Annotated in this window: 13 protein-coding genes; 10 read left to right on the top strand and 3 right to left on the bottom strand. The window is 51.0% G+C overall.

Annotated elements, in window-relative coordinates:
* Positions 1 to 47 precede the first annotated feature (47 nt).
* Positions 48 to 566, bottom strand: coding sequence for a flavodoxin FldB (fldB, locus tag B880_RS0120175; RefSeq protein ID WP_017349275.1), 519 nt, complete (start codon positions 564 to 566; stop codon positions 48 to 50).
* Between the two features lie 177 nt (positions 567 to 743).
* Here fldB and xerD point away from each other — a divergent pair, with 177 nt between their 5' ends.
* The 6 genes from xerD to B880_RS0120145 all read left to right on the top strand — a co-directional run bounded on the left by xerD (position 744) and on the right by B880_RS0120145 (position 8,301).
* A complete protein-coding gene (gene xerD / locus B880_RS0120170) occupies positions 744 to 1,637 on the top strand; it encodes a site-specific tyrosine recombinase XerD (protein WP_017349274.1) in 894 nt (297 codons plus the stop codon).
* 22 nt (positions 1,638 to 1,659) lie between these two features.
* Positions 1,660 to 2,373, top strand: a complete 714-nt coding sequence (dsbC, locus tag B880_RS0120165) for a bifunctional protein-disulfide isomerase/oxidoreductase DsbC (protein WP_017349273.1) — start codon at positions 1,660 to 1,662, stop codon at positions 2,371 to 2,373.
* A 9-nt stretch (positions 2,374 to 2,382) separates the two neighbouring features.
* Positions 2,383 to 4,110 carry a single-stranded-DNA-specific exonuclease RecJ gene (recJ, locus tag B880_RS0120160; protein ID WP_017349272.1) on the top strand — a complete coding sequence of 576 codons (1,728 nt, stop codon included), beginning with the start codon at positions 2,383 to 2,385 and terminating at the stop codon, positions 4,108 to 4,110.
* Positions 4,111 to 4,215: 105 nt separating this feature from the next.
* Positions 4,216 to 5,314 (top strand): peptide chain release factor 2 gene (prfB, locus tag B880_RS26225; protein ID WP_157060595.1). Its coding sequence is split into 2 segments (ribosomal slippage): positions 4,216 to 4,290 and positions 4,292 to 5,314, totalling 1,098 coding nucleotides; the frame shifts between segments, so codons are not numbered across the junction.
* Between the two features lie 9 nt (positions 5,315 to 5,323).
* Entirely contained in the window at positions 5,324 to 6,844 is a 1,521-nt protein-coding gene (gene lysS / locus B880_RS0120150; protein WP_017349271.1) for a lysine--tRNA ligase, read from the top strand.
* Between the two features lie 293 nt (positions 6,845 to 7,137).
* A complete protein-coding gene (locus tag B880_RS0120145) occupies positions 7,138 to 8,301 on the top strand; it encodes an MFS transporter (protein WP_026042803.1) in 1,164 nt (387 codons plus the stop codon).
* Here the strand turns inward: B880_RS0120145 and B880_RS0120140 are convergent.
* Positions 8,277 to 9,218 carry a LysR family transcriptional regulator gene (locus tag B880_RS0120140; RefSeq protein WP_017349269.1) on the bottom strand — a complete coding sequence of 314 codons (942 nt, stop codon included), beginning with the start codon at positions 9,216 to 9,218 and terminating at the stop codon, positions 8,277 to 8,279. The two genes, B880_RS0120145 and B880_RS0120140, sit on opposite strands and share 25 nt — an antisense overlap.
* A gap of 109 nt (positions 9,219 to 9,327) precedes the next feature.
* On the opposite strand from B880_RS0120140, the gene lysA reads away from it, so the two are divergent.
* The gene (gene lysA, locus B880_RS0120135) at positions 9,328 to 10,584 is read left to right on the top strand and encodes a diaminopimelate decarboxylase (RefSeq protein ID WP_017349268.1); all 1,257 of its coding nucleotides are present in this window, start codon (positions 9,328 to 9,330) and stop codon (positions 10,582 to 10,584) included.
* Positions 10,585 to 10,628: 44 nt separating this feature from the next.
* Here the strand turns inward: lysA and galR are convergent, their stop codons facing one another.
* Positions 10,629 to 11,630: an HTH-type transcriptional regulator GalR gene (galR, locus tag B880_RS0120130; RefSeq protein ID WP_017349267.1), complete on the bottom strand. Its 1,002-nt coding sequence runs from the start codon at positions 11,628 to 11,630 to the stop codon at positions 10,629 to 10,631.
* A 185-nt stretch (positions 11,631 to 11,815) separates the two neighbouring features.
* Between galR and B880_RS0120125 the strand changes: the two genes are divergently transcribed.
* The 3 genes from B880_RS0120125 (at position 11,816) to B880_RS0120115 (ending at position 25,175) form a co-directional block, all read left to right on the top strand.
* On the top strand, positions 11,816 to 14,089 hold the full coding sequence (locus B880_RS0120125) for a molybdopterin guanine dinucleotide-containing S/N-oxide reductase (protein WP_026042802.1): 2,274 nt from the start codon (positions 11,816 to 11,818) through the stop codon (positions 14,087 to 14,089).
* 269 nt (positions 14,090 to 14,358) lie between these two features.
* On the top strand, positions 14,359 to 16,107 hold the full coding sequence (locus tag B880_RS0120120) for a penicillin-binding transpeptidase domain-containing protein (protein WP_017349265.1): 1,749 nt from the start codon (positions 14,359 to 14,361) through the stop codon (positions 16,105 to 16,107).
* A 311-nt stretch (positions 16,108 to 16,418) separates the two neighbouring features.
* On the top strand, positions 16,419 to 25,175 hold the full coding sequence (locus B880_RS0120115; protein ID WP_017349264.1) for a putative adhesin: 8,757 nt from the start codon (positions 16,419 to 16,421) through the stop codon (positions 25,173 to 25,175).
* Positions 25,176 to 25,391: the final 216 nt, after the last annotated feature.

Raw genomic sequence — 25,391 nt, 5'->3', positions numbered from 1 at the left:
CAAAACCCGCGCAGCGGCACGCGACCGCTGCGAAAAGGGGATCATCATCAAAGCAGCGCAGCGGTCTCCACCAGCACTTGCTCGCACCAGCGTTCCAGCCGTTCGTCGCTCTCTTCAAACTGATTGACCTCGTCCAGCGCCAGGCCAACAAACTGTGTGCCATCCTCGCTTAACGGTTTCGGGCTGGTAAACTCATAGCCTTCAAGCGGCCAGAAGCCGACAAACTGCACGCCCATGGGCTTCAGGACGTCGTACAGCATGCCCATCGCATCCAGGAACCACTCACCATAGCCAATCTGGTCGCCCATACCATACAGCGCCACAATTTTGCCGTTGAGGTCCAGCTCTGGCAGCGAGGTCCAGATCGCCTCCCAGTCCTCTTGCAGTTCGCCAAAGTCCCACGTCGGCATCCCCAGAATCAGCAGATCGTACTGCTGCATCAGAGTGGGGGAGTCATCCTTTACATTGTGCAGGGTCACCAGCTCTGCGCCGATAATGTCGCGAATCTTTTCCGCTGCCATCTCGGTGTAGCAGGTGCTGGAGCCGTAAAACAGACCAATTTTCATTAGAGTTTGCAGTCGCCACGGTAATCAAACATATGCGGCCGCATTGTACACGTCTTTGCCACCGCTGCCGACTGCATGGAATGCGGCAGGGTATTGATAACTGTGCGCTCGAAGGTATCAGCCACGGCGTAAAATCAGGCATAATGCCGGGGTTTGATAGCAAAGGGCGGACATATTGTGCAGGATCAGGATCTGACAGAGCAGTTTCTCGATGCATTATGGATTGAGCGTAATCTGGCGCAGAACACCCTGGCCTCCTATCGTCAGGATCTGCATACCTTTACCGGGTGGCTACACCATCACCAACTCACGCTGCTCGATGCGAGCACCGCGGATCTGCAAGCCTTCCTGGCGGAGCGAGTCGAAGGCGGCTACAAAGCCACCAGTTCCGCGCGTATGCTGAGTGCGTTACGCCGCATCTTCCAGTATCTCTACCGTGAAAAGCTGCGCACTGACGATCCCAGCGCATTACTGGCTGCGCCTAAATTGCCGCAGCGCCTCCCCAAAGATTTAAGTGAGGCGCAGGTAGAGCGCCTGCTGCAATCGCCCTCGACCGACATTCCACTGGAACTGCGCGATAAAGCCATGCTGGAAGTGCTGTACGCTACCGGGCTGCGTGTTTCTGAACTGGTGGGGTTGACCATCAGCGACGTCAGCCTGCGGCAAGGCGTGGTCCGGGTGATCGGTAAGGGCAACAAAGAACGTATGGTGCCATTAGGTGAAGAGGCCGTTTACTGGCTGGAGTATTATCTTGAGCACGGTCGTCCGTGGTTGCTTAACGGCCAGACGCTGGACGTGATGTTCCCCAGTAACCGGGCGCAACAAATGACGCGACAAACCTTCTGGCATCGCATAAAACATTACGCCGTACTGGCCGGGATTGACGCTGAAAAGCTGTCACCCCACGTGCTACGACACGCATTTGCAACCCATCTGCTCAATCACGGCGCGGACCTGCGCGTGGTGCAGATGCTGCTAGGGCATAGCGATCTCTCTACCACGCAAATTTACACCCATGTCGCTACTGAGCGCCTGCGCCAGTTACATTCACAGCACCATCCCCGTGCCTGAGGCGCGGAGTAAAGGACGTAGCATGAAAAAAAGACTCTTTCTTCTCGCACTGTTAGCGGGAACCTTCGTCAGCGCCAGCCATGCAGATGACAGCGCTATTCAGCAGTCGCTAAAAAAACTCGGCCTCAAGCAGACCGAAATTCTGCCTTCGCCGCTGCCGGGAATGAAAACCGTGCTATCAGAAAGTGGCGTGTTGTACGTCAGTGAAGATGGCAAGCAGATGATCCAGGGGCCGTTGTACGATGTCAGCGGTGCGCATCCGGTGAATGCGACCAATAAAGTGCTGGATAAAAAAATGGCCGCGCTGGCACCCGAGATGATTGTCTATCCTGCGGCGAAGCAGCAGCATGTGATCACCGTGTTTACCGACATCACCTGCGGCTATTGCCACAAGTTGCATGAACAAATGGCGGACTACAATGCGCTGGGCATTACCGTGCGCTACCTCGCCTTCCCGCGTGAGGGCTTGCATGGTTCAGTTGAGCGGGCGATGAAAGCCGTATGGTGTTCAGCAGATCGCCAGACGGCATTTGATGCGGCGATGAAAGGCAACGCGCCACAAACCGCAGCACCTGCTTCGTGCAATATCGATCTGGATAAGCAGTACCAACTCGGCCTGCTGTATGGCATCCAAGGCACGCCTGCCATCTTCACCGACACCGGTCTGGTGATCCCTGGTTACCAAAGCCCACAAGAGCTGAAACAGACGCTTGATGGCCAGAAGCAGGGCGGTTAAGCACCGGTGATGAAACAGATTGAATTGCGGCGGCGTAAAGTCCAGACCGACACCGATCTCCCGGCGGATATGCACGCGCTGCTGCGTCGCCTCTATTTACAACGTAATGTGCAGCACGCCAGTGAACTGGAACGCGGGCTGCGCAGCCTGCTGCCTTTCCAGTCGCTGGCGGGCATTGATACGGCAGTCGCGCTGCTGCATCAGGCGCTCTCAGATGGGCGGCGGATTATGGTGGTGGGCGATTTTGATGCCGACGGAGCCACCAGCACTGCCCTGAGCGTTCTGGCCCTGCGCAGCATGGGCGGTCAGGATATTCAGTACCTGGTGCCGAACCGTTTTGATGATGGCTACGGCCTGAGCCCCGAAGTGGTGGAGCAGGCGCGAGCGCGTGGCGCACAGCTGATTTTGACGGTGGATAACGGTATCTCCTCCCATGCGGGCGTTGAATGCGCCAACGGGCATGGCATCCCGGTATTAATCACCGATCACCACCTGCCCGGCGATTCACTGCCGCTGGCGGCGGCGATCATCAACCCCAATCTCAGCGAGTGTCAGTTCCCTTCCAGTGCGCTGGCCGGGGTTGGGGTCGCGTTTTATCTGATGCTGGCACTACGCGCGCATCTGCGTTCGCTGGGCTGGTTTAGCGAACAGCGCGTAGAACCGAATCTGGCGGAGTGGCTGGATTTGGTCGCGTTGGGTACGGTGGCGGATGTGGTGCCACTCGATCACAACAACCGTATTCTGGTATGGCAGGGGCTAAGCCGCATTCGCGCCAACAAATGCCGTCCGGGCATTCGCGCCCTGTTGGAAATTGCTAACCGCGATGCACGTCAGCTCGTCGCCAGCGACCTTGGTTTTGCCCTTGGCCCGCGCCTTAATGCCGCCGGAAGGCTGGATGATATGTCGGTCGGGGTGGCGCTGTTGCTGACGGAGGATTTGGCTCAGGCGCGGATGCTTGCCAGCGAGCTGGATGCCCTCAATCAGACGCGGAAAGAGATTGAGCAGGGCATGCAGAGCGAAGCCATGACGCTGTGTGACCAGCTGGTGCGCGAATCGCAGGATCTGCCGCTGGGGCTGGCGTTTTATCATCCCGAATGGCATCAGGGCGTAGTGGGTATTCTTGCCTCGCGCCTTAAAGAGCGCTTCCACCGCCCGGTGATCGCCTTTGCGCCTGCCGGTGACGGCACGCTGAAAGGATCGGGGCGTTCGGTGCAAGGTCTGCACATGCGTGATGTGCTGGAGCGCATCGACAGCCGCCATCCAGGGCTGATCCTGAAATTTGGTGGTCATGCCATGGCGGCAGGGCTTTCGTTGCCAGAAGAGAACTTTGCGCTGTTCCGTACGCAGTTTGCGGCAGTGATCGACGAATGGCTGGATGGCGAAGCGCCGCAGGGCATTATCTGGTCTGACGGGGCGCTCACGCCTGCTGAGCTGGATATTCCTACCGCCGAGCTGCTGCGCGAAGCGGGGCCATGGGGACAAAACTTCCCGGAACCGCTGTTTGATGGGCGCTTCAAGTTGTTACAACAGCGCATTGTCGGACAGAAGCATTTAAAAGTGATGATCGAACCGGTACACGGTGGCCCGCTGCTGGATGGGATTGCGTTTAACGTCGATACGCAACTCTGGCCCGATAGCAGCGTGCGCGAAGTGGAACTGGCTTATAAACTGGATATTAATGAATTTCGCGGCAATCGCTCGGTCCAGCTGATCATTGATCATATCTGGCCAGTATAACGCCTGGCAGACGGTAACAGCGCTATAAACCTGGAGCAGTTTCAGGTAGACTAGCGCGTTACTTTTTATCCCATCTTACCGATCGCAAAGAAAGATTCTATCGCCATGTTTGAAATCAACCCGGTCAAAAACCGTATTCAAGACCTCAGTGAGCGCAGCGACGTTCTTCGGGGGTATCTTTGACTACGATGCCAAGAAAGAACGCTTAGAAGAAGTTAACGCCGAGCTGGAACAGCCGGACGTCTGGAACGAACCTGACCGCGCGCAGGCGCTGGGCAAAGAGCGCGCCTCGCTGGAAGCGATTGTTGAAACGCTGGATCAGATGCGTCAGGGCCTCGAAGATGTAGAAGGTTTGCTGGAGCTGGCGGTGGAAGCCGACGACGAAGAGACCTTCAACGAAGCGGTAAGCGAACTGGACGGTCTGGAGAAGAAGCTGGGCGAACTTGAGTTCCGCCGCATGTTCTCTGGCGAATACGACAGCGCCGACTGCTACATGGATATCCAGGCCGGTTCCGGCGGTACAGAAGCGCAGGACTGGGCCAGCATGCTGCTGCGTATGTACCTGCGTTGGGCGGAAGCCAAGGGCTACAAAACCGAGATCATCGAAGAGTCCGATGGTGAAGTTGCAGGCACTAAATCTGCCACCATCAAAATCATCGGTGACTATGCGTTTGGCTGGTTGCGTACTGAAACCGGCGTACATCGCCTAGTACGTAAGAGCCCGTTTGACTCCGGTGGCCGTCGCCACACCTCATTCAGTTCCGTGTTTATTTACCCGGAAGTGGATGACAACATTGATATCGATATCAACCCTGCCGATCTGCGTATCGATGTTTACCGCGCCTCGGGTGCGGGTGGTCAGCACGTTAACAAAACTGAGTCAGCGGTGCGTATTACCCACTTGCCGACCAACATTGTGGTGCAGTGCCAGAACGACCGTTCACAGCACAAAAACAAAGATCAGGCCTTTAAGCAGTTGCGCGCCAAGCTGTACGAATATGAGATGCAGAAGAAAAATGCCGACAAGCAGGCTGCGGAAGATAACAAATCGGACATTGGCTGGGGCAGCCAGATCCGTTCTTACGTACTTGACGACTCGCGCATCAAAGATCTGCGTACCAGCGTAGAAACCCGCAACACCCAGGCGGTGTTGGATGGCGACCTCGACCGATTTATTGAAGCAAGTTTAAAAGCCGGGCTATAAGGAACCGACATGTCTGAACAACAACCGCACAGCGCTGATGCCGCACTTGAGCTAAACAACGAACTGAAAACCCGTCGCGAAAAACTCAGCGCGCTGCGTGAAAAGGGCGTGGCGTTTCCCAACGATTTCCGTCGTGACACCACCTCTGACAAGCTGCACGCCAGCTATGATGAGAAGAGCAACGAAGAGCTGGAAGCGCTCGGCGTAGAAGTCAGCGTTGCCGGTCGTATGATGACTCGCCGCATCATGGGTAAAGCCTCGTTTGCGACCCTGCAAGATGTTGGCGGCCAGATTCAGATCTACGTTTCACGCGACGATCTGCCAGAAGGCGTCTACAACGAGCAGTTCAAAAAGTGGGATCTGGGCGATATCCTCGGTGCCCGCGGTAAGTTGTTCAAGACGAAAACCGGTGAGCTGTCGATTCACATCAGCGAACTGCGTCTGCTGACCAAAGCACTGCGTCCGCTGCCGGATAAGTTCCACGGCCTGTCCGATCAGGAAACCCGTTATCGTCAGCGTTACCTCGATCTGATCGCCAACGATGACTCACGTAACACCTTCAAAGTCCGTTCACAGATCATGGCGGGTATCCGTCAGTTCATGGTGAACCGTGACTTTATGGAAGTGGAAACGCCAATGATGCAGGTGATTCCGGGCGGAGCTTCTGCGCGTCCGTTCATCACCCATCACAATGCGCTCGACATCGATATGTACCTGCGTATTGCGCCAGAACTCTACCTGAAGCGTCTGGTGGTGGGCGGTTTTGATCGCGTATTCGAGATCAACCGTAACTTCCGTAACGAAGGTATCTCGCCACGTCACAATCCAGAGTTCACCATGATGGAACTCTATATGGCGTACGCGGATTACAAAGATCTGATCGAACTGACCGAAAGCCTGTTCCGTACCCTGGCACAGGACATTCTGGGCAAAACCGAAGTGCCTTACGGTGAACACACCTTTGACTTTGGTAAGCCATTCGAGAAGCTCACCATGCGTGAAGCGATCAAGAAATACCGTCCAGAAACCGATCTGGCCGATCTGGACGATTTCGATAAAGCCGTGGCGATTGCACAGTCACTGCATATCAAAGTCGAAAAGAGCTGGGGTCTGGGCCGCGTAGTCACTGAGATCTTCGAAGAGACGGCGGAAGCGCACCTGATGCAGCCGACCTTCATCACCGAATACCCAGCGGAAGTTTCTCCGTTGGCGCGTCGTAATGATGAGAACCCAGAAATCACCGATCGCTTTGAATTCTTCATTGGTGGTCGTGAAATCGGTAACGGCTTCTCCGAGCTGAATGATGCAGAAGATCAGGCTGAGCGTTTCTTGCAGCAGGTCAACGCGAAAGATGCCGGTGATGACGAAGCGATGTTCTACGATGAAGACTACGTAACGGCTCTGGAACACGGTCTGCCGCCAACAGCGGGTCTGGGCATCGGTATCGACCGTATGGTGATGCTGTTCACCAACAGCCACACTATCCGTGACGTTATCCTGTTCCCGGCACTGCGTCCTGGCAGCAAGTAAGCACTCTGTGCGGAACTGAGCCTCTCAGTTCCGGTTAAAAAGCCCGATGGTGGATAACCGTCGGGCTTTTTTTTGCCGCGCAGGCCGCGGATTATCTGCCTCTGACTGAATTAGCCCACTGAATTATTGCCTGGCAGGCAAGATAGCCTTGCCGCCAGTAGGCTATATGTTGATTAATTGCTGTGATTTAATAGCGCCTGTGACGGAGTTCAAATTTTAACAACCATCAACACATTGATGTGGCCTCAGCGCGCCGTCCGGTGCGTTATTCATCTGTATTGGGAGACTGGGTTATGCCTATAGCACTATTGGCGTTGGCGATGAGTGCATTCGCCATCGGCACCACCGAATTTGTCATCATGGGATTGCTGCCAGAAGTGGCTGGCGATCTCAACGTTTCGATTCCCAGCGCAGGCTGGTTAATCAGCGGCTATGCGCTGGGCGTGGCGATTGGCGCACCGATCATGGCGTTGCTGACGGCGAAGCTGCCACGTAAACGCACGTTGGTGCTGCTGATGTCGATTTTTATTGTCGGCAACATTCTGTGTGCTATCGCGTATAGCTATAACCTGCTGATGCTGGCGCGCATCGTCACGGCACTGTGTCATGGTGCTTTCTTCGGTATCGGCTCGGTGGTGGCGGCCAGCCTGGTCGCACCAGGAAAGCAGGCTTCCGCTGTAGCGCTGATGTTCACCGGTTTGACCCTGGCGAACGTACTTGGCGTGCCCTTGGGCACCTGGTTTGGTCAGCTGTTTGGCTGGCGCGCCACCTTCTGGGGCGTGGCAATCATCGGGGTGTTGGCCTTTATCAGCCTGATCATGAGCTTGCCGACCAACAAAGATGAAAAGCCGGTCGATCTGTCGCGTGAGTTTGGTGCGCTGGGTAACGGCAAGCTGTGGTTATCACTGGCGATGACGGTGTTTTTTGCGGCGGCGATGTTCGCGCTGTTTAGCTATATCGCACCGATGCTGTTGCAGGTGACGGGCATCAGCAACCGTGGCGTGAGCTGGACGTTGTTCCTGATTGGTGCTGGCCTGACCGTGGGGAACATTTTAGGCGGCAAGCTGGCGGACTGGAAAGTCTCCGTGGCGTTGATCCTCTCCTTTGCCCTGATTGCGCTGTTTTCGCTGTTGTTCAGCTGGACCAGCCACTCCTTCATGCTGGCGGAAGTGACGCTGTTCCTGTGGGCGATGGCGACCTTTGCGATTGTTCCCGGGCTGCAAATTAACGTGGTGCGTCACGGTAAAGATGCTCCTAACCTCGTCTCCACCATGAACATTGCCGCGTTTAACGTGGGTAATGCGTTGGGTGCCTGGGTCGGTGGTGCTGTGATTGAGAAAGGCTACGGTTTAACCGCCGTGCCGGTCTCTGCGGCAGCACTGGCGGTGATTGGTCTGGTACTGTGCCTGATCAACTTCCGCAAAACCGGGGGTCAGTCTTCTCCTGTCCGTGCCTGATTGAGCTGAGCGTTAATGCGCTCGCTAAACGCCACCACCTGCTGTTGCAGGTGGTGGACAAAGGCATCAACCAGTGCGGAAGCCGGGCGGTGCTGCGGTCGAATCAAGCTGACCGTAAAGGGCACCGCAATACTAAAGCGCCGCATCACCACACCACTGTCGGCATAATCCAGCGCCGTTAGCGGGTTCACCACCGAAATTCCTACCCCGGCTTTTACCATCGCACAGACGGAAGCCGCACTGTGTGTTTCCATCACCATGCGACGTGCCACGCCATGCTCATGAAACAGGGCATCCAGCAACTGACGATAGCTATCGCTGTGCGACAGGCTGACATAGCTTTCACCGTGAAAATCCTGTGGCGTAATCACCTCGCGCTGACACAGTGGATGATGGCGCGGCAAGACACAGACTTCGTCACAGGTCAGTAAGGGCAAGCTTTCTGTACCCGGCGGCGCGTGTTGTGTTTCGGTCAGGCCTAAATCATAACGCTGTGCTGACAGCCACTCCTCTAAGACCGGTGACTCCTGCGGAATAATATTCAGGCTGACATCGGGATAGGAGTGTAAAAAGCTGTGGCAGAGGGGAGGGAGCAATGACTGCGAAAACACGGGCAGGCAAGCCAGAGACAGCTCGCCCTGGCGGAACTGACGCAGGCCTTCTGCGGTTTCCCGGATACGATCGAGGCCATACCACGAGCGCTGTACTTCCTCAAACAGCCGGATCCCCTGCACTGTGGGTTGCAGCCGTCCTCGCACCCGCTGAAATAACTCCAGCCCGAGTTGCTGCTCAAGCCGCGCTAACTCCCGGCTGACCGTGGGCTGCGAGGTGTGCAGGATCTCTGCGGCCTGAGTGAGGTTGCCGCTGGTCATCACGGCATGGAAAATCTCAATATGCCGCCAGTTAATCTTTGCCATTGTCGTGTCTGCCATATCAAAGATGAATAGCATACGTGAAAATGGATATTTTCCGCTATGGAAACGCTCTGCTTTAATAGAGGCTGAACATCTATTCGAGGATCTACCCATGCCACGCCCACTCAATAACACCGAAACTGCGCTGACTGGCGCTAACCTGCTGCCGCTGGCGCGTCAGTATCAGGGGCCGTTCTGGGCCTACGATGCTGAAATTATCCGTCAGCGCATCGCGCAGCTGCGTGATTTCGATGTGATTCGCTTTGCGCAGAAAGCCTGTTCTAACATTCACATTCTGCGCCTGATGCGTGAACAGGGTGTGCGTGTGGATTCGGTTTCACTGGGTGAAGTGGAGCGTGCGCTGGCGGCGGGATTCACTGCGGGTGGCGATGAGATTGTCTTTACCGCAGACGTGCTGGACGCACCAACGCTGTCACGCATTGCTGAGCTGAAAGTGCCGGTGAATGCCGGTTCAGTGGATATGCTGCATCAGTTAGGCGCGATCTCTCCGGGTCATAAAGTCTGGTTGCGCATCAATCCGGGTTTTGGTCATGGCCACAGCCAGAAAACCAATACCGGGGGAGAGAACAGCAAGCACGGCATCTGGCATAGCGACCTGCCGCTGGCACTGGCCGCACTGCGCCAGTACGGTTTGCACCTGGTGGGCCTGCATATGCATATCGGCTCGGGTGTGGATTACGGTCATCTGCAGCAGGTGTGTGATGCGATGGTCAATCAGGTGGTGGAATTTGGTCAGGATCTGGAAGCCATTTCCGCCGGTGGTGGTTTATCGATTCCTTATCAGTACGGTCAGGAAAATATCGATACCGCACACTATTTTGGCCTGTGGGACGGTGCGCGTCAGCGTATTGCCGCGCATCTCGGGCATCCGGTGAAGCTGGAAATTGAGCCGGGTCGTTTCCTGGTCGCAGAGTCTGGCGTGCTGGTTTCTCAGGTGCGTGCCGTAAAAGAGATGGGGAGCCGCCACTTTGTGCTGGTGGATGCCGGTTTCAGCGATTTAATGCGTCCTTCCATGTACGGCAGCTATCACCATATCTCCGTGCTGGCAGGTGATGAGCGAGTGCTGGATGAAGCCCACACCGTCGAGAGCGTGGTTGCAGGCCCACTGTGTGAGTCTGGTGATGTGTTTACCCAGCAGGAGGGCGGTAAAGTGGAAACCCGCGCCCTGCCAGCAGCGCAAATCGGTGACTACCTGGTCTTCCACGACACCGGGGCTTATGGTGCATCGATGTCTTCCAACTACAACAGCCGTCCGCTGATCCCGGAAGTGCTGTTTGATGGTGGCAAGGTACGTGAAATCCGCCGTGCGCAGACTATCCAGGAGCTGCTGGCGCTGGAGCTGGGCTAAGCGTGATTCATCGACCAGGCACCGATGCCTGGTCGATCCGGTCTTTAACCCGGCCCGCTTACCGAATGCCGACGCACCAGCGTCGGGCTAAACATGTTTGTCACCTCCGGCAGCGGCTGATCGTTTGCCAGCGCCAGTGCCAGTGCAGCCGCCTGCTGTGCCATGGTCACGATGGGATAACGCACCGTGGTCAGCCTTGGACGCACGTAGCGCGACACCAATACGTCATCAAAACCAGTGAGCGACATCTCTTCCGGCACGCGAATCCCGTTATCACTCAGTACCGCCAGTGCCCCTGCGGCCATGGAGTCGTTATAGCAGACCACGGCAGTAAAGTGCTTACCGTGCCCCAGCAGCTCGGTCATGGCTTGCTCGCCACCGCTCTCATCCGGTTCGGCCAGGGCAATCAGTCGATCCTGGCTGGCAATGCCGTGCTCGCGCAGCGCATCATGATAGCCCTGTAGGCGATCTTCAGAATCGGAAATGGCATGGGTCGAGCAGATAAAGGCGATATTTTGGTGCCCCTGCTGAATTAAATGGCGCGTCGCCAGCCACGCACCGTAGCGATCATCCAGCGCGATGCAGCGCTGTTCGAATCCAGGGAGCAGACGGTTTAACAGCACCATGCCTGGCATCTGTTTCATTAAGACTTCCAGGTCGGCATCCGGGATCTTTTTGGCATGCACCACCAGCGCCGCGCAGCGGTGGCGCATCAGTTGTTCAATCGCGCGCCGTTCTTTCTGCTCATTATGGTAACCGTTACCAATCAGTAAAAAATTGCCGGTCGCGCCAGCCACTTCATCAACGGCTTTCACCATCGCGCCAAAGAAGGGATCTGAGACATCGCCTACCACCAGCCCAAGGGTTTCTGTGGACTGCTGTGCCAGCGCACGGGCATTAGCATTTGGGTGGTACTGCAACTCTGCCATCGCCTCATTGACGGCCTGGCGCGAACTTTCACTGGCTTTGGGGGAGTGATTGATGACGCGTGAGACTGTCGCTACCGACACGCCTGCCAGTCGGGCAACATCCTTTATTGTAGCCATGCGTTTACCTGCTTCCGGGGAAAACGTTTACACATCTGTTCAGTGTTACGGAAAAGCCGGGCTACATCAACCCGCCATAACGCCATGCCGATCGCAAACATGAGGAAAATCAGCCCAGTTAAATCTCAATGTGTGGTCGTGATATGCTGAGGGCTGACATTAACCTGCCGGGCCGAATAACCACTATGAAGATACGCGTGCCACATCTGGCGCACTGGGGCGCTTTTACTGCTGTCACTGAAAATGGTCGACTGACCGGGTGCGAACCGTTTTTTGCTGATGCCGATCCATCGCCAATGCTGGGTACCATCCCGGAGTTGGTCTACTCTGATAAACGCATCCGTCAGCCGATGGTGCGCCGTTCATGGCTCAAATCCCGTGAGAACAGCGATCGTACTCTGCGTGGCCGCGAAGACTTTGTGGCGGTGGATTGGGAAACGGCCCTGGATCTGGTGGCGGAAGAGAACCGGCGCGTGCGTGAGCGCTATGGTGCCAGCGGTATCTTCAACGGCTCCTACGGCTGGTCGTCTGCCGGACGCGTGAACCATGCGCGCACGCTGATTCGCCGTTTCTACTTTAAAGGCGGTGGCGGGGTCGATCAGCAGGGCAACTACAGCTGGGGCGCAGCGCAGTTTTTCCTGCCGTATGTGATTGGCACCTATATGCCGCTTACCGGCCGCGTCACTGACTGGCCGGAAGTGGTCGAACATGCCGACATCTTCGTGGCGTTTGGTGGGTTGGCGCTGAAAAATTCTCAGGTTGCCTCCGGCGGGGCGGGTCAGCACAGCCTGAAACCGGCGCTAGAACAACTGGCGGCGAAAGGCACACCGGTGATTAACATCAGCCCGATGCGCGATGACTGCCCGGAATTCGTCAAGGCGGAGTGGATCCCGATTCGGCCCAATACCGATGTGGCGCTGATGCTGGCGCTGGGCTACGAAATCATGCAGCGCAACGGGACAGATGAACAGTTCCTTGCCACGCACTGTACCGGTTGGCCACAGTTGAAAAGCTATTTGATCGGTGAGAGCGATGGCGTTGCCAAAACCGCGGGCTGGGCCAGCCGCATCACCGGGATCCCGCCTGAACGTATTGTTCTGCTGGCGCAACAGCTGTGCGGCAAGCGTAGCTTCATCACCTGTTCCTACTCGGTGCAGCGTGCGCATCGTGGTGAACAGCCCTACTGGATGATGATTGCCCTGTCCGCCATGTTAGGGCAGCCAGGTTTGCCAGGTGCGGGATTCTCCTTTGGTCATGGTTCCATGAACAGCGTGGGCAATCCACGCCAGGAAGGGCCAGCGCCGCTGATGTCGACCGGGCCAAACCCGTCCGGTTTGTCCATTCCCGTCGCGCGCATCAGTGACATGCTGCTGCAACCGAACCAGCCCTATACCTTCCAGGGCGAAACGCTGCACTATCCGGATATTCACCTGGTGCACTGGGCGGGGGGCAATCCGTTCCATCATCATCAACAGCTCAATCGCCTGGTGGAAGGCTGGCAGCGCCCGGACACGGTGGTGGTGCAGGACATCGTCTGGACGCCCGCGGCCCAGATGGCCGATATCGTCTTGCCAGCAACCACCACGCTGGAGCGCAATGACATTGGCGGCTCATCCCGCGATCGCTTTGTGCTGGCGATGCATCAGGCGATTGCGCCACAGCATCAGGCGCGTCATGACTTTGATATCTTCGCTGATTTAGCAGAGCGCCTCGGCTATCGTGACACCTTCACCGAAGGGCGCAACGAGATGCAATGGATTGAATATCTGTATCAACAGTGCGCTGTCGCCCATGCGCACAAAGAGATTCATTTCCCGGAGTTTGAAGAGTTCTGGCAGCGCGGCTTTGTGGAGATCCCGGAAGGTGGTAAGCCCTTTGTCTTTATGGACCAGTTCCGCGCAGACCCGATATCCCATCCGATCCAGACGGCCAGCGGCAAGATAGAGCTGTTCTGTCAGACCATTGCCGACTTTAAGCTGGATGACTTTGCCGGACACCCCGAATGGCGTGAACCACAGGAGTGGCTGGGGGCAGAAATCAGCGCGGATTACCCGCTGCATATGATTTCCATTCAGCCTTCAGACCGCCTGCACAGCCAGTTAGATGCTACGCCGAGTGTTCAGGCCAATAAAACCGCCGGACGTGAAACGTTGTACATGCACCCGCAGGACGCGGCAGCCCGCCAGATTGCGGACGGAGATGAAATTGAGGTCAGCAACGCGCGTGGTCGAATGCTGGCAGGGGTGAAGATAACGGATGGCCTGACGCCGGGCGTGGTGATTATTGCGACCGGGGCCTGGTTTAACCCTGGCTTCGGCGGGAAATGGGATGCGTGGGATCGCGCCGGTAATCCCAATACCCTGACGCTGGATATCGGCACCTCATCATTAACCCAGGGACCTAACGCAATGAGTTGTCTGGTGGAAATCAAAAAACATCAGCTTTGCAAAACAGCGTAAGAAACTCATGGCTGGTTACATTTTACGGCCAACTGTTGCGTTTGCAGGATGGCAGGGCGCAAGCCCTGCTTGCTACAGTCAAGGTCCCAGAGGTATTGATGGGTGAACATCAAAATTTATTGATTACACCGACCTGCGCAGATGCGCAGGTTTTTTTTGCCCATCACCCCGCAATCATGAACTGAAACATAGTTTTCCTGTTATCCCGCCACGGCATTATTTATAACTGCTGCATTGAAACGTATTTTCTTTCATTGCTGCGGATAGCTATGCCACAAATAAAAAAACTACTGGGAAAAGACCAGATCAAAACCTCTTTTAATCCTTTCCGCTTTCGGCTGATCTGTATAGGCGTGTTCGCCTGTATGGCTTTTTTGCTGGCGAGCGTGGCGGATCTCCAACTGATTAATCACCCGATGCTGGAGCATGAAGCCGACCAGCGTTCGCTACGTACGGTGGAACTGCCTACCAGCCGGGGCACCTTGCTTGATCGCAACGGTGATGCGCTAGCGTTAAGCGTACCTTCGCGCGATATCATCGCCGATCCGATGCGCGTGCTGGAGAATAATCCGGATTTCACCAGCCCCAAATGGGCTTACCTCGCCTCGGCGCTGGATACCACGCCACAACAAATGGCGGCGGATATTACCGCCAATCCTAAACGTCGATTCCTGTATCTCGGACGTAAAGTTGAACTGAGTATCGCCAAAGATATCAGCGAGCTGCACCTGAAAGGCATCAGTTCGGTGTATGACGACAGCCGCTTTTATCCGATGAGCGAATCCGCCGCGACGCTAATTGGTATCGTCGGTGCGGATAATGTCGGGCTGAACGGACTGGAAAAGGGGTTTGATAAACTGTTGCAGGGCGAGCCGGGGAAAGAGGTTTATCGTCAGGATGGTGAAGGGAAAATCATCTCGATGATTGACTATAAGCCCCCCACGCAGCCGCCAACGGTACAACTGAGTATCGATAAGTTTGACCAGTACACCATGTACACCAAACTGCGCGATGGCGTGTTGCTGAATAAAGCCGACTCCGGGGCTGCGGTACTGGTAAAAATTGATACCGGTGAAATCCTCGGTATGGCGTCTTACCCGTCGTTTAACCCCAATAATTATGAAGGGGCGACGCCTGCTCAGATGCGTAACACGGCTATCAACGACAGCTACGAACCTGGTTCGACGGTGAAACCGCTGGTGGTACTGGAAGGTCTGGAGCGTCACCTAATTCGGCCTGATTCCGTGCTGGATACCGCGCCTTATGCCATTAACGGCCATATTATCCGTGACGTTGGCCACTGGCCGCGCCTGACCGTGACCGGCATCCTGCAAAAATCCAGTGACACCGGGGCTTCACACATCGCACTGGCGATGCCAGCGGATGCACTGGTGCAGACTTATCATGCGTTTGGCCTGGGGAAACCCACGGGGCTGGGGCTGACAGGGGAGAGCGTAGGCTATTTCCCTCTGCATCGTCAGCGCTGGGCGGATATCGAACGTGCCACCTTCGCGTTCGGCTACGGCTTACGCGTCACCCCTCTGCAAATTGCCCGCGAATACGCCACGCTGGGCAGCTTCGGCGTTTATCGTCCGTTGTCGATCACGAAAGTGACACCGCCGGTGCTCGGCACTCAGGTGGCGAACCCGCAAACGGCAGAAATTGTGGTCCACATGATGGAGAGTGACGTATTACCGGGCGGTTCCGGTCTGCGTGCTGCGGTACCGGGTTATCGTCTGGCAACCAAAACCGGTACGGCGGAGAAAATGGGGACCAGCGGAAAATATGATGGCGGCTATATTAACTACACCGCAGGCGTTGCCCCAGCAAGCCATCCTGAAGTGGCGTTGGTGGTGATGGTTAACCACCCCACCGCAGGGGATCACTTTGGTGGTTCGGTAGCGGCCCCCATCTTCGGCAACATTATGGGACCGGTGTTGAAGCATATGAACATTGCGCCAGATGCCGTGCCAACCCCCGCGCCTACACCTGCTCCCGCGCACGCAAAAGCGGGTTGATTCAGCCTGTTAACGAGGTATGGAGATATTCATACCTCGTTGCATTTCACCAGGCGTCCGGGATTTTCATCTGTGATGACACCACAACATTTTCTGGCGAAAAGTTGACAGTATTGACTATCAAACCTATACCTTGACGTGTGGGCTTTTCCCCGTGAAAATTTGTTTTACGCTATCTCTTTGAATTTTATATTAATCCAAAAAATAAAATGACCCATTTGGTCTTGAATTTATATTTTTTATTAAACGGACTGATTAAATTAATTTTGCTCGTAGCCATTATCTCTTCTCAGTTTTAATCAGGAGTGAATATGTCAATTCATGATTCTGAATCTTCCAGGGTAGATGAAAATAAAACGGATAGTGACCTGGGTATCACATCCTCATCGCATCAGGAATATAAAAAACATAAAGAGAGTTCGTTTTTCGATCCTGATTTTAGTCGACATATAATTTCAGGGATTGAAAGCCAGTTGCCTGATCTGATTGAATATTCCCAGCTGGGCTATCAAAAAAACAACATTACTATCCCTGATCTTAGAGTACTGCAAAAAAGAATGCAGGAATCTATTAGTACTCACTCTTTACTTGATGTTGATTCATTAAAAAGTGATTTTGGCTATACCGATTTCCCGGATCATGATTTCCCTGGAGATGAACTACCCGATAGCCATACCCATCATAATATTCGGGAGGGTGTTGTCAGTGCTCAAAATAACAGCACATTGCCCGATAGTGTAAGAAAAAAAATTGGGGCGGTGAACAGCTATAAAGGTATAAATTATTTTAACTCATTTATTGAGTCGTTTATTAAATTCAAACAGGAAAGCTACAAAGATAACAGAATACCCCAGGCAGCTATGTTCTACACACATCAAACACAACAAAATGTGCAGACAAGAATTGATAAAATAAATGACACGCTGAACTTACTGGCTTCACGCTTAATCAATGCTCTCTCTGAGACCTTTGCAATGATCGACAGTCTTGCACAAATGAAACCGGAGTCATGGCTCTCCTGGAAAGAATTTGAAAACAGAAAGCGTGAAGCATTTTTTTATGCCACGGTGAATATCACTGGGCTGGAACAATCCGGCGAGTCAATTAGCACTGGTGAACGGCGTGTCAAATTGCAAAAAGACCCCGTTGAAATAATGAAGGTAAATAGCCTTGTTAATGCTCAGTTATGGAATGAAAAGAAATACCGGGAAAGTTTATGGGGAATAGCACCGCAGAATGGGGAGAGTAATACTATTGATCTCTCCGATCCGGAAGGCATCGCGGACGTTAGCGAGATAAGTGGAGATATACCAAGAACTGCACTGAGTCAGTCAGATGGAATAGATTATTCCCTTGAACTTCTGCTACAAAGTGTAAGTCTTACAGAAAAAGCTGCACAGAGAATTTTATCGTCAAATGAAGTAAACCCTCGTGAAGAAAAGAGCTACGCTTTCACTCAGATGATTTTGTTAACCTGTAAAAAATTAAATATTATTCTCATACAGTTAATGGATGAAGTGAAAAAAGTTCAGCCCTCTAAGGAAGCTTTAAACGATAAAGCATCTCAGGGAGTTATTGAAAAACTGTATGAAGCGGAAAAGGAATTCATTTCCCCTACTAAAAAACCGGCCGCCTCATTCAAAGCTAGCCTCCCTCTTGTACCACGATTTTTAGAGTCAGCTCACCTTAAGATAGAACGTAAGTTGACTGGCATAATTACCCGAAAGACGAAGTCTTTTTCTGCCCAAGAGATAGCTGCAATTTTGCACACAGGCGTGATAGTCAAGGATAAAATCCAGCAAACTCTGATTAGTCTGGCGCAGATAAATCAGGCATCCAGCACATTACGTTTTGCCCTTCAACGCTTTGATGCGGTTACATGGCTACTGGAAAAACAAAATCCTTCCTCTATAAGTAAAATATTAATAAATGAACTGGAAAATAATAAGGTTTTTTGGCAACAGGTTGTTGTTGAGGAAAAAAGAAAATTAGCTGACCTTGTTAACAGTAAAATGGATTTATCTAAAAGGAGGCAGAAGGCATCAGTGTTGCTAGAAATATCTGATATTTTAATGGCAGATACACATACCGGTAAATCACAACAAGCCATTAACGATTACTTTATCGAACTAAGTAAGTTTACTGACTATATTGTCAAATGTGAAACAAGGATGAAGACTATCCCGGATAAACTTTGTGATTACCCGGATGCCAGAGATTCATTTTCTGATGAAATTAAAGAATGGATACGAAAACTTCAGGCTGTAAGGAGTTATCTTAATATAGAAATAACGGACTTAACCGGTTGGGAACCCGCGAGCTTCTCGCGTACTGGTATGTTAGCGAAAGGGATTGCTGAATCACATCAGGAAAGAAAAAAAAGCTGGTTAGCGAAACATTCTGGAAGTAGCAGGATTAAAGCAGAAGAAGAATATGATGCTGCATTTCTAAAATATATCAGAAACTATCTGCCATTTATTGCCAAACAAAAAGTGGGTGGTGGTGAACTATTGATGAATCGTCTTAAAATAGAAATGAAAAATGCCGCTGAGGGTAAAGTTAACTATCCCACTACCATGGCAGAAATTTTGATGGCTCAGAAAAGTACGGATGAGATGTTTAAAAGCTGGTCCGTCAGGCGGCTGATTAGAAAAAGCCTCTACGCATCATTGGGTTCTTTCAGCATAATGCCATCACTCGCCTCTTTACCGCTACGTATTGCGATTAAGTGCCTCGTCACCCATGCTGTTGTGACCTTTGTTATTGATAAAGGGGGGAAAGCCGTTCGTTTGGGTGAAGGCAGCAGTGAGCTGGAAGCCAGTAAGTACAGAAAAAATGCATTTGAACAGCTGGCAATTAAGATTGGTGTAGGCACATTACCCTTTGCTTCTCATGCTATCGGTGGGGCATTTCTTTGGGAAGACATTTATAAAGGCAATGCCAGGGACGCTGCAAAAAATGTGGCTAAGCAGTTGGTTTCCGAGCTGCCTTTTGTGGCGATAAACAAAGTTGTGACGAACAGTGCAGAAGCGATGCAACAAAAAAAAATTAATGAGCAAGAGAAAATCAGCAAGTTTTTTGACAGTGTTTTAAAACAGACCCATGCAAAAGATAAAGCAGCAAAATCGATAGCGAGCAGCGTTAAAAATCTCAAAGTTCGTGAAGAAATATTTCGCATATCTCAGGGGGGGGATTTACGGCAAGCGAAATTATCCCAAAGCCTACTTAATAATAAATTCATTGATAGTTTCGGTATAATACAGTCAGAAGAGTATGCCTTCAGCCATTATAAAATGTCAACGCGAGAAATACGATTAAGTGCGGATGCGACTGACGAAGAGATCTTGCATGAAATTGCTCATGCTTTATCCGCACATCAAGTGGCAGCAGGATTGAAGAACCCAGCAAGTGAGCTGGGGTACAAAGTACAGCAACTCGATGCACTTCGCGAGCGTGCACAACAGGCTTATCAGGAACAGGGAGGGAAAGATGCTGCCACTGTGTATTATCTGCACAGTCCGCACGAATTTATTGCCGGGTTGTATTCCGGAGATTCAGAGTTTACGGCTTTTCTCAAGAGTATAGATGTGAATGGATGGAGCCTGCTGCTGCGCGTGCTGGATATGTTGTGTGAACTGCTGGGACTGGAAGCCGAGCAGGAAAGCGCGCTAACGCATGCGTTAGGACTAAGTGATGCCATTATGGCAACACCAGTGGCAGAAGAGATGGAAGGTGAGCAGCAGACGTATTATGGAACTGCGCAAGGCCGTATGTATAGCCAATATACAAATCCAAACCGTAATAGGCGAGTTGAGTGCAATGCGTTGCCTTTAACAGCAACCTCTATTCCCGGCGGTGCAATAAAAAATTCATTAGTTTCTGAGCTGGCCGCTATGTCCCGTTCAGACAGGAATGAATGGATTGCGAATAGCAGCCTAACTGCAAGTTATAAAAAAGATCTAGGTATCTACCTGGCGGAAAATTATTATATTTACGATCGAATGGTGACGGGGAGTGAGTATTTTACATGGGTGCAAAGTATTCATCCTCGATGGCCACGTAATTTCCAGAGTGAAAACCGTATCGTGGGAGTGTTACGACTGCCGAGCCCCGTGTTGGCGGGAAGTTTTCCCACTAATAAAGGATTTAAACTGATGCTTAAAAACAGTAGCGGCGAGGTGATGTTTGAGAAAGTATATTATCCACGAACTGTTTCAGAGAGAAATGGTGCCTGGAAAACGGATATTGCATCTCAAATAGAAGAGGATATGTTGCTTCTGGATGAGAATAATCGCATTTCTGTAGATCATATTCATCGTTATATATACAGTAATCCCGTAGTGATATCGGGAGCAAAAAACACTGAGGTAAATGTATTTGTTGCCGGTGAAAATAGTCAGGTGAAAAACGTCGATTTCCAGATTGTCGATCAGGACAGTAGCTTGTCTAAACGTAGCCTTTCGACCTCTGCAGAAGGGGCGGCACTGGCTGCACAGTTGGCCAAAATGTCTGCTACCGAAAGAGATGTCTGGTTTCAACGGAGCGCATTATTCGCATACCTCAAAAGAAATCTGGGTATATATCTCGCCGAAAACTATTATATTTACGATCATATGGTTAAGGGAAGCGATTATTTTAAATATGTGCAAAGTCGTCACAAAACATGGCCAGCGGATTTTCAGAGTACAAACCGTATCGTGGGAGTGTTACGACTGCCAGACTCCGTGTTGGCGGGGGATTTTCCCGCCGGTAAAGGATTTAAACTGACACTTAAAAATAACAGTGGTGGGGTTATTTTTGAAAAAATTTATTATCCACGACCCGGTAGTGGACGTTCTGGTGCGTGGAAGGCGGATATTGCATCTCAGATAGAAGAAGATATGCTGATTCATGATGAGGTGAATCGTATTTCTGTATCACATATTAACGGCGAAGAAACCAGTGCACCCAAGGTGGTTTCAGGATCGAGTGATGATAATATTAATGTGTTTGTGGTTAAGGATAGCAGTCTGGTAGAAAGCGCCAATTTCCAGTTTGTTGATCAGAGTTGTACTTTGTCTTTACCAGAAATTACGTCGAGGGAAGCGTATTCTTCATTGGCTTCTCTGTTAGCGATTATGTCTCCTGTCGAAAGGGGAGCATGGTTTAACGAGAGCAAACTCCCTGATGATGATAAAACGCGCTTACGTATATATTTGTCAGAGAAATATTATATTTACGATAGTATGGTAAAAGGAAGTTCGTATTTTTCAGCCTTGTCTAAGGCTATAGGAATATGGCCAGACGATATTCAGGATAAAAATAGAATTGTAGGGGTGTTACACCAGGAAATAAATAAATCCAGAGAGGGGTTTCCTGCCGGTAAGGGATTTAAATTTACCCTAAAAAATAGTGCTGGCGAAGTTGTTTTTGCAAAGATATATCATCCTCAAGATGGTTATGAAAGTTCTGATAAATGGAAAACGAATATTTTATCGCAGATACAAGCAGATATGCTGCTTCAGGATGAGAGAAATCGTATCTCCGTATCACATATTGAAAAGGCGTTATCGAGCAATCCAAAGATCGGTTCAGGAGCGAGCGATGATGATTTGAATGTATTTGTTATTAATGAACACAGTCTGGTAGAAAGCGCCAACTTCGAGTTTGTTGATAGTGAAGGCAGCATCGAGAAAAACACCAGCGCATCGACAGGTTCTTCCTCAGATATATCAGTGCATAAGCAACTTAGTGTTAACGATCAGCTTGACAGCATTCTACTAAAATCTGCGGCCAGCCAGGGAATGACTTTTGCTCAGGCTGACCTGGATGCAGAATATTCTGTTACCTTTGAAACACTCACGAATAATAACTATGGTTCGGCAAACTTCATCGCTCCAACACAGAAACTTTATATCAAGAAATATAAGTTAAGAGATATCCTTTCTGGTAATCTTTATCGTGATGAAGATTTTACATTAAATTCTGTTTCGGATGTGAATAATGTAAGTGGCATATCCGGGATGAGTCAGGATGTGTTGCGTAAGATAATTAATCATGTTGAGAGGGAAATAAAAGAAAAAATTGAAGCGTTGAAATCTTCTTCACCCTTGCGGTCGGCTGTATCTGTTATCTATCAGAAAGCCATTAATACAGCCTTATTGAAATTTTTATTAACGCCTAAAAACGATGATGTGACTGCTTTAGTCAATGACTATTTGTCAGGCAAGGCTGCGCTACAAACTGTTAGCGTAAATATGCCTTGGGAAGCTTTAGGTATGGAAATTAGTGATGCACAGCATCCTGTTTCGGAAATGATGGCGATAACTAAGGGGGATCTAAAAATTATCATCTCCCTCAGAAGTGGTAAGTGCTATATTATGAGGGCTGGGATGGTACCAGGACGTGAACTTGCGATTGATATACAGAATAGCCTCTCGAAAAAAGATCGTGATGGTATTATTCCTGGGTACAAACCCTGGCTAAGTTGGTCGCTGAGCTATGGTAATGTTACAAATAATACCCAGACACTACTGGACAGTCTTTATGATGGATTAATAGACAGGTTAAGCAGCGATCTGGATTACGATATCTTTACGCCGGGTGAGCATAAGACAAAACGGCTGGTGAGCTACGGGCAGGCTGTACTTAGAGGGATGGCTTTAGTCGCAGGTGCAGCCGCTGCAACTGCTAGCGGCCAAGTACAAGTGGCTGCACTGTTGGTTAGTGCGTTAGCCGAATCGGGGGATATTGGTTTAAGTGTGCTCAAGTTATATAATTCCGACCGCGGAAAAGAATTTATTGAGGCGAAAGCTGATATCTTAGTTGGGTCGATACTTTTTGCTGTTTTTTCCGTGGCTGACGTAAAAGGTTTATTGCGTTATGCCACTAGCAATCATCAGGAATTTATAACTGTAGTAAGAAAATCAAACGAATTTGTTGATAAAATCAAGTATGCACCAAATGCCGATGAGATTATTTCAAGAGGAATATCAGATGCAAATATCAGAGCTGATTATTCCAGACAGGTTCTTGACGAAGGATTCATTGAGGGCGTTATTACTGAAGGTCGACATAATGAACTAATGGCAGGTGTGGATACCTCAAGCACCATATCTTCCAGAGCTGGTTCATCTGACGGAACCAGCCTTTCTTCAAGTCATTCGGTCAACACTGGTGGATCAAATAATCCTGCAGTCGATTTGAGCCATTCAAGCGAAACAAGTTCTTCAGGTTACCAGTCAGGAAGCTCTATGACGGGAACGACCTCTCACGGAGGACAACAAACACAAAGCCTGGCTTCAGGTAGCCGCTCATCTGTTGGCGGGACCCATGTCAATTCTGGCGCTCAGCTCAATAATGGGGCAACAAGAATGGAGCAATTGCGTGCTGACGTGAATAACCTGCTGGATCGTTTTAGGAATTCAGATTTCGCAACAACAGAAGGTATCAGACAAACTACGGGACAAACGAGCACAGTCAGAACAAATAATGCGCATAGCGCACGTTTGCCGTTGGAAGTGCGAGGAGGCGTAAGGCCAGGGCTTGGTGAATCTGCTTATAACCAACCGCTTACAGGGGCCGTAAGAAGGAATCCTAATCCTGATGGTACTTATGGCATCGGCACTCAAGGCGATCTGACATGGGAATTGAACGGGGTAACGCCTAATTCTACCCCGTGGCCGGGGGCAAGAGGGATTGATGAAGGAAGAAGGCTTTTTAACAAAAAAGATGTAATACGTAATGGAAAATCATATGGTTATCGGCAGTATGATGGCTACAAAATATACCTTCCCGAAGGTAAGGATGCCAGGCCAGGCCGTTTCATGGTCTCAGGACATGGGAATACTATTGGTACAAATACGGTTGCCTGTCCAAAGAAAACCACTATTAATTTCTATGGCGAGCATGGAAAGTTGCTTGATGATAATGGGTTAGAAAGCAGAAAAATGTTACCTTCGGCTCGGGTAAAATACAATCAACTTGATCAACCTGTAACAGAAGTTCCCATTATTAAAAATGGCGAAATTGAGAGCTGGCGAACTGCGACGCTGGAAGAGAGAATAAGATTCACCGGAACTTCTAAGGCAGGCCATTATAAAGACGTTAAATTATCCCATTTCGAGGATGATAACCCATACAGGGCAATGGATATGTGGAATCTGGAAAAACAAACCAGCTCACAGAATCCTTCGTTAGTACCTGCAACGCCACGTCCTGGTGGGTTAGTCACAATTGATAAAAAGCAAGCCCTTAAATTATCAACGCTGGTTGAGGACTTTGCTTCTGTTTCAAGCACCGGCGAGGCCGTAGTGGATGTTAATGCTTGTCGTGGCGGCTGGATAGCCTCGCTGTTCGCAAACAAAAATACGCGTGCAGGAGCGTCCAGTCGATATATACGAGCAAGACCCTCCAGGCCATATACAGAACAAACCGGGATCGGGTCGATTAGGGGAAATGGAAACAGAACCGGAGGGCGTCGGCTCAGAGGGAAAGACTTGTACAATACACTCTCTCCGATCGGCCAAGGAGGGGGGCCTATTATGCAAAGGGCTCTGCAACACGCTCAGGAACACCCTAAAACGGCCTTAAAATTGCTTGGCTTCAACGCCGTAGTAGTAATTTATGCGTCAGTCTTTGCGGTGGTGATTTTGTACCTCCGGGGGGATTTTGATTCGCCTGGTGCCACAACAGACGGGCAAAAACCAGACATTGAACCTGTAAGCCAGACATCCACTGAGGAGCCAACTCTGACACTAACAAAAGATGAAGTTTCTGAAAAAGTGAGTTTTATTATTAGCAAAGTGGCATCCCTTATGGCTGTGTTATTAAATAATGATGATAATGCGTTGGCACAGCTGAGGCCGCTGGAAAAACTCTATTTTGGTGATGATGATTACCTGGATGTTAATGACTTAACACAGGTACTCGCTTTCTTCAATGCGATAAAAAACGACGCCACTGGCGAATCGTTAAAGGCATTTTTAGAGGATAAACCTACCCCTTGGGAGATCGCAAATCCGCATAACCCATTTGCTCGTCTGGGGAGAGAGAATGTCATTGATTTTCTCTTCCAGGTTTTACGTTAATTTTGGCGATTGCGGCAAACCTGACCAGGTGCAGGTTTGTCGCGTATTACGGAGATGCCTCGATGACAGGGCTTCATTGTCATCGAGGCAAATCGGGATAATTCAGCCTGTTAACGGGGTATGGAGATATTCATACCTCGTTGCATTTCACCGAACTCCGTAGCGTTTTCGCGCTATTTTTCTCCCCGCTATCAGTGCGACTATACCCATCCCAGA

Origin of the sequence: Pantoea sp. A4 (genome assembly GCF_000295955.2) — a bacterium.
Classification (GTDB): domain Bacteria; phylum Pseudomonadota; class Gammaproteobacteria; order Enterobacterales; family Enterobacteriaceae; genus Pantoea; species Pantoea multigeneris.
Note: the sequence above shows the minus strand (reverse complement) of the source record. Positions and strands in the feature narration are given on the sequence as shown.

Bases quoted from the DNA above. Each gene is read 5' to 3' on its own strand.
- B880_RS0120115 (WP_017349264.1), top strand. From the start codon at position 16,419: ATGTCAATTCATGATTCTGAATCTTCCAGGGTAGATGAAAATAAAACG.
- B880_RS0120145 (WP_026042803.1), top strand. From the start codon at position 7,138: ATGCCTATAGCACTATTGGCGTTGGCGATGAGTGCATTCGCCATCGGC.
- recJ (WP_017349272.1), top strand. From the start codon at position 2,383: ATGAAACAGATTGAATTGCGGCGGCGTAAAGTCCAGACCGACACCGAT.
- B880_RS0120120 (WP_017349265.1), top strand. From the start codon at position 14,359: ATGCCACAAATAAAAAAACTACTGGGAAAAGACCAGATCAAAACCTCT.
- galR (WP_017349267.1), bottom strand. From the start codon at position 11,630: ATGGCTACAATAAAGGATGTTGCCCGACTGGCAGGCGTGTCGGTAGCG.
- fldB (WP_017349275.1), bottom strand. From the start codon at position 566: ATGAAAATTGGTCTGTTTTACGGCTCCAGCACCTGCTACACCGAGATG.
- B880_RS0120140 (WP_017349269.1), bottom strand. From the start codon at position 9,218: ATGGCAAAGATTAACTGGCGGCATATTGAGATTTTCCATGCCGTGATG.
- lysA (WP_017349268.1), top strand. From the start codon at position 9,328: ATGCCACGCCCACTCAATAACACCGAAACTGCGCTGACTGGCGCTAAC.
- lysS (WP_017349271.1), top strand. From the start codon at position 5,324: ATGTCTGAACAACAACCGCACAGCGCTGATGCCGCACTTGAGCTAAAC.
- B880_RS0120125 (WP_026042802.1), top strand. From the start codon at position 11,816: ATGAAGATACGCGTGCCACATCTGGCGCACTGGGGCGCTTTTACTGCT.
- dsbC (WP_017349273.1), top strand. From the start codon at position 1,660: ATGAAAAAAAGACTCTTTCTTCTCGCACTGTTAGCGGGAACCTTCGTC.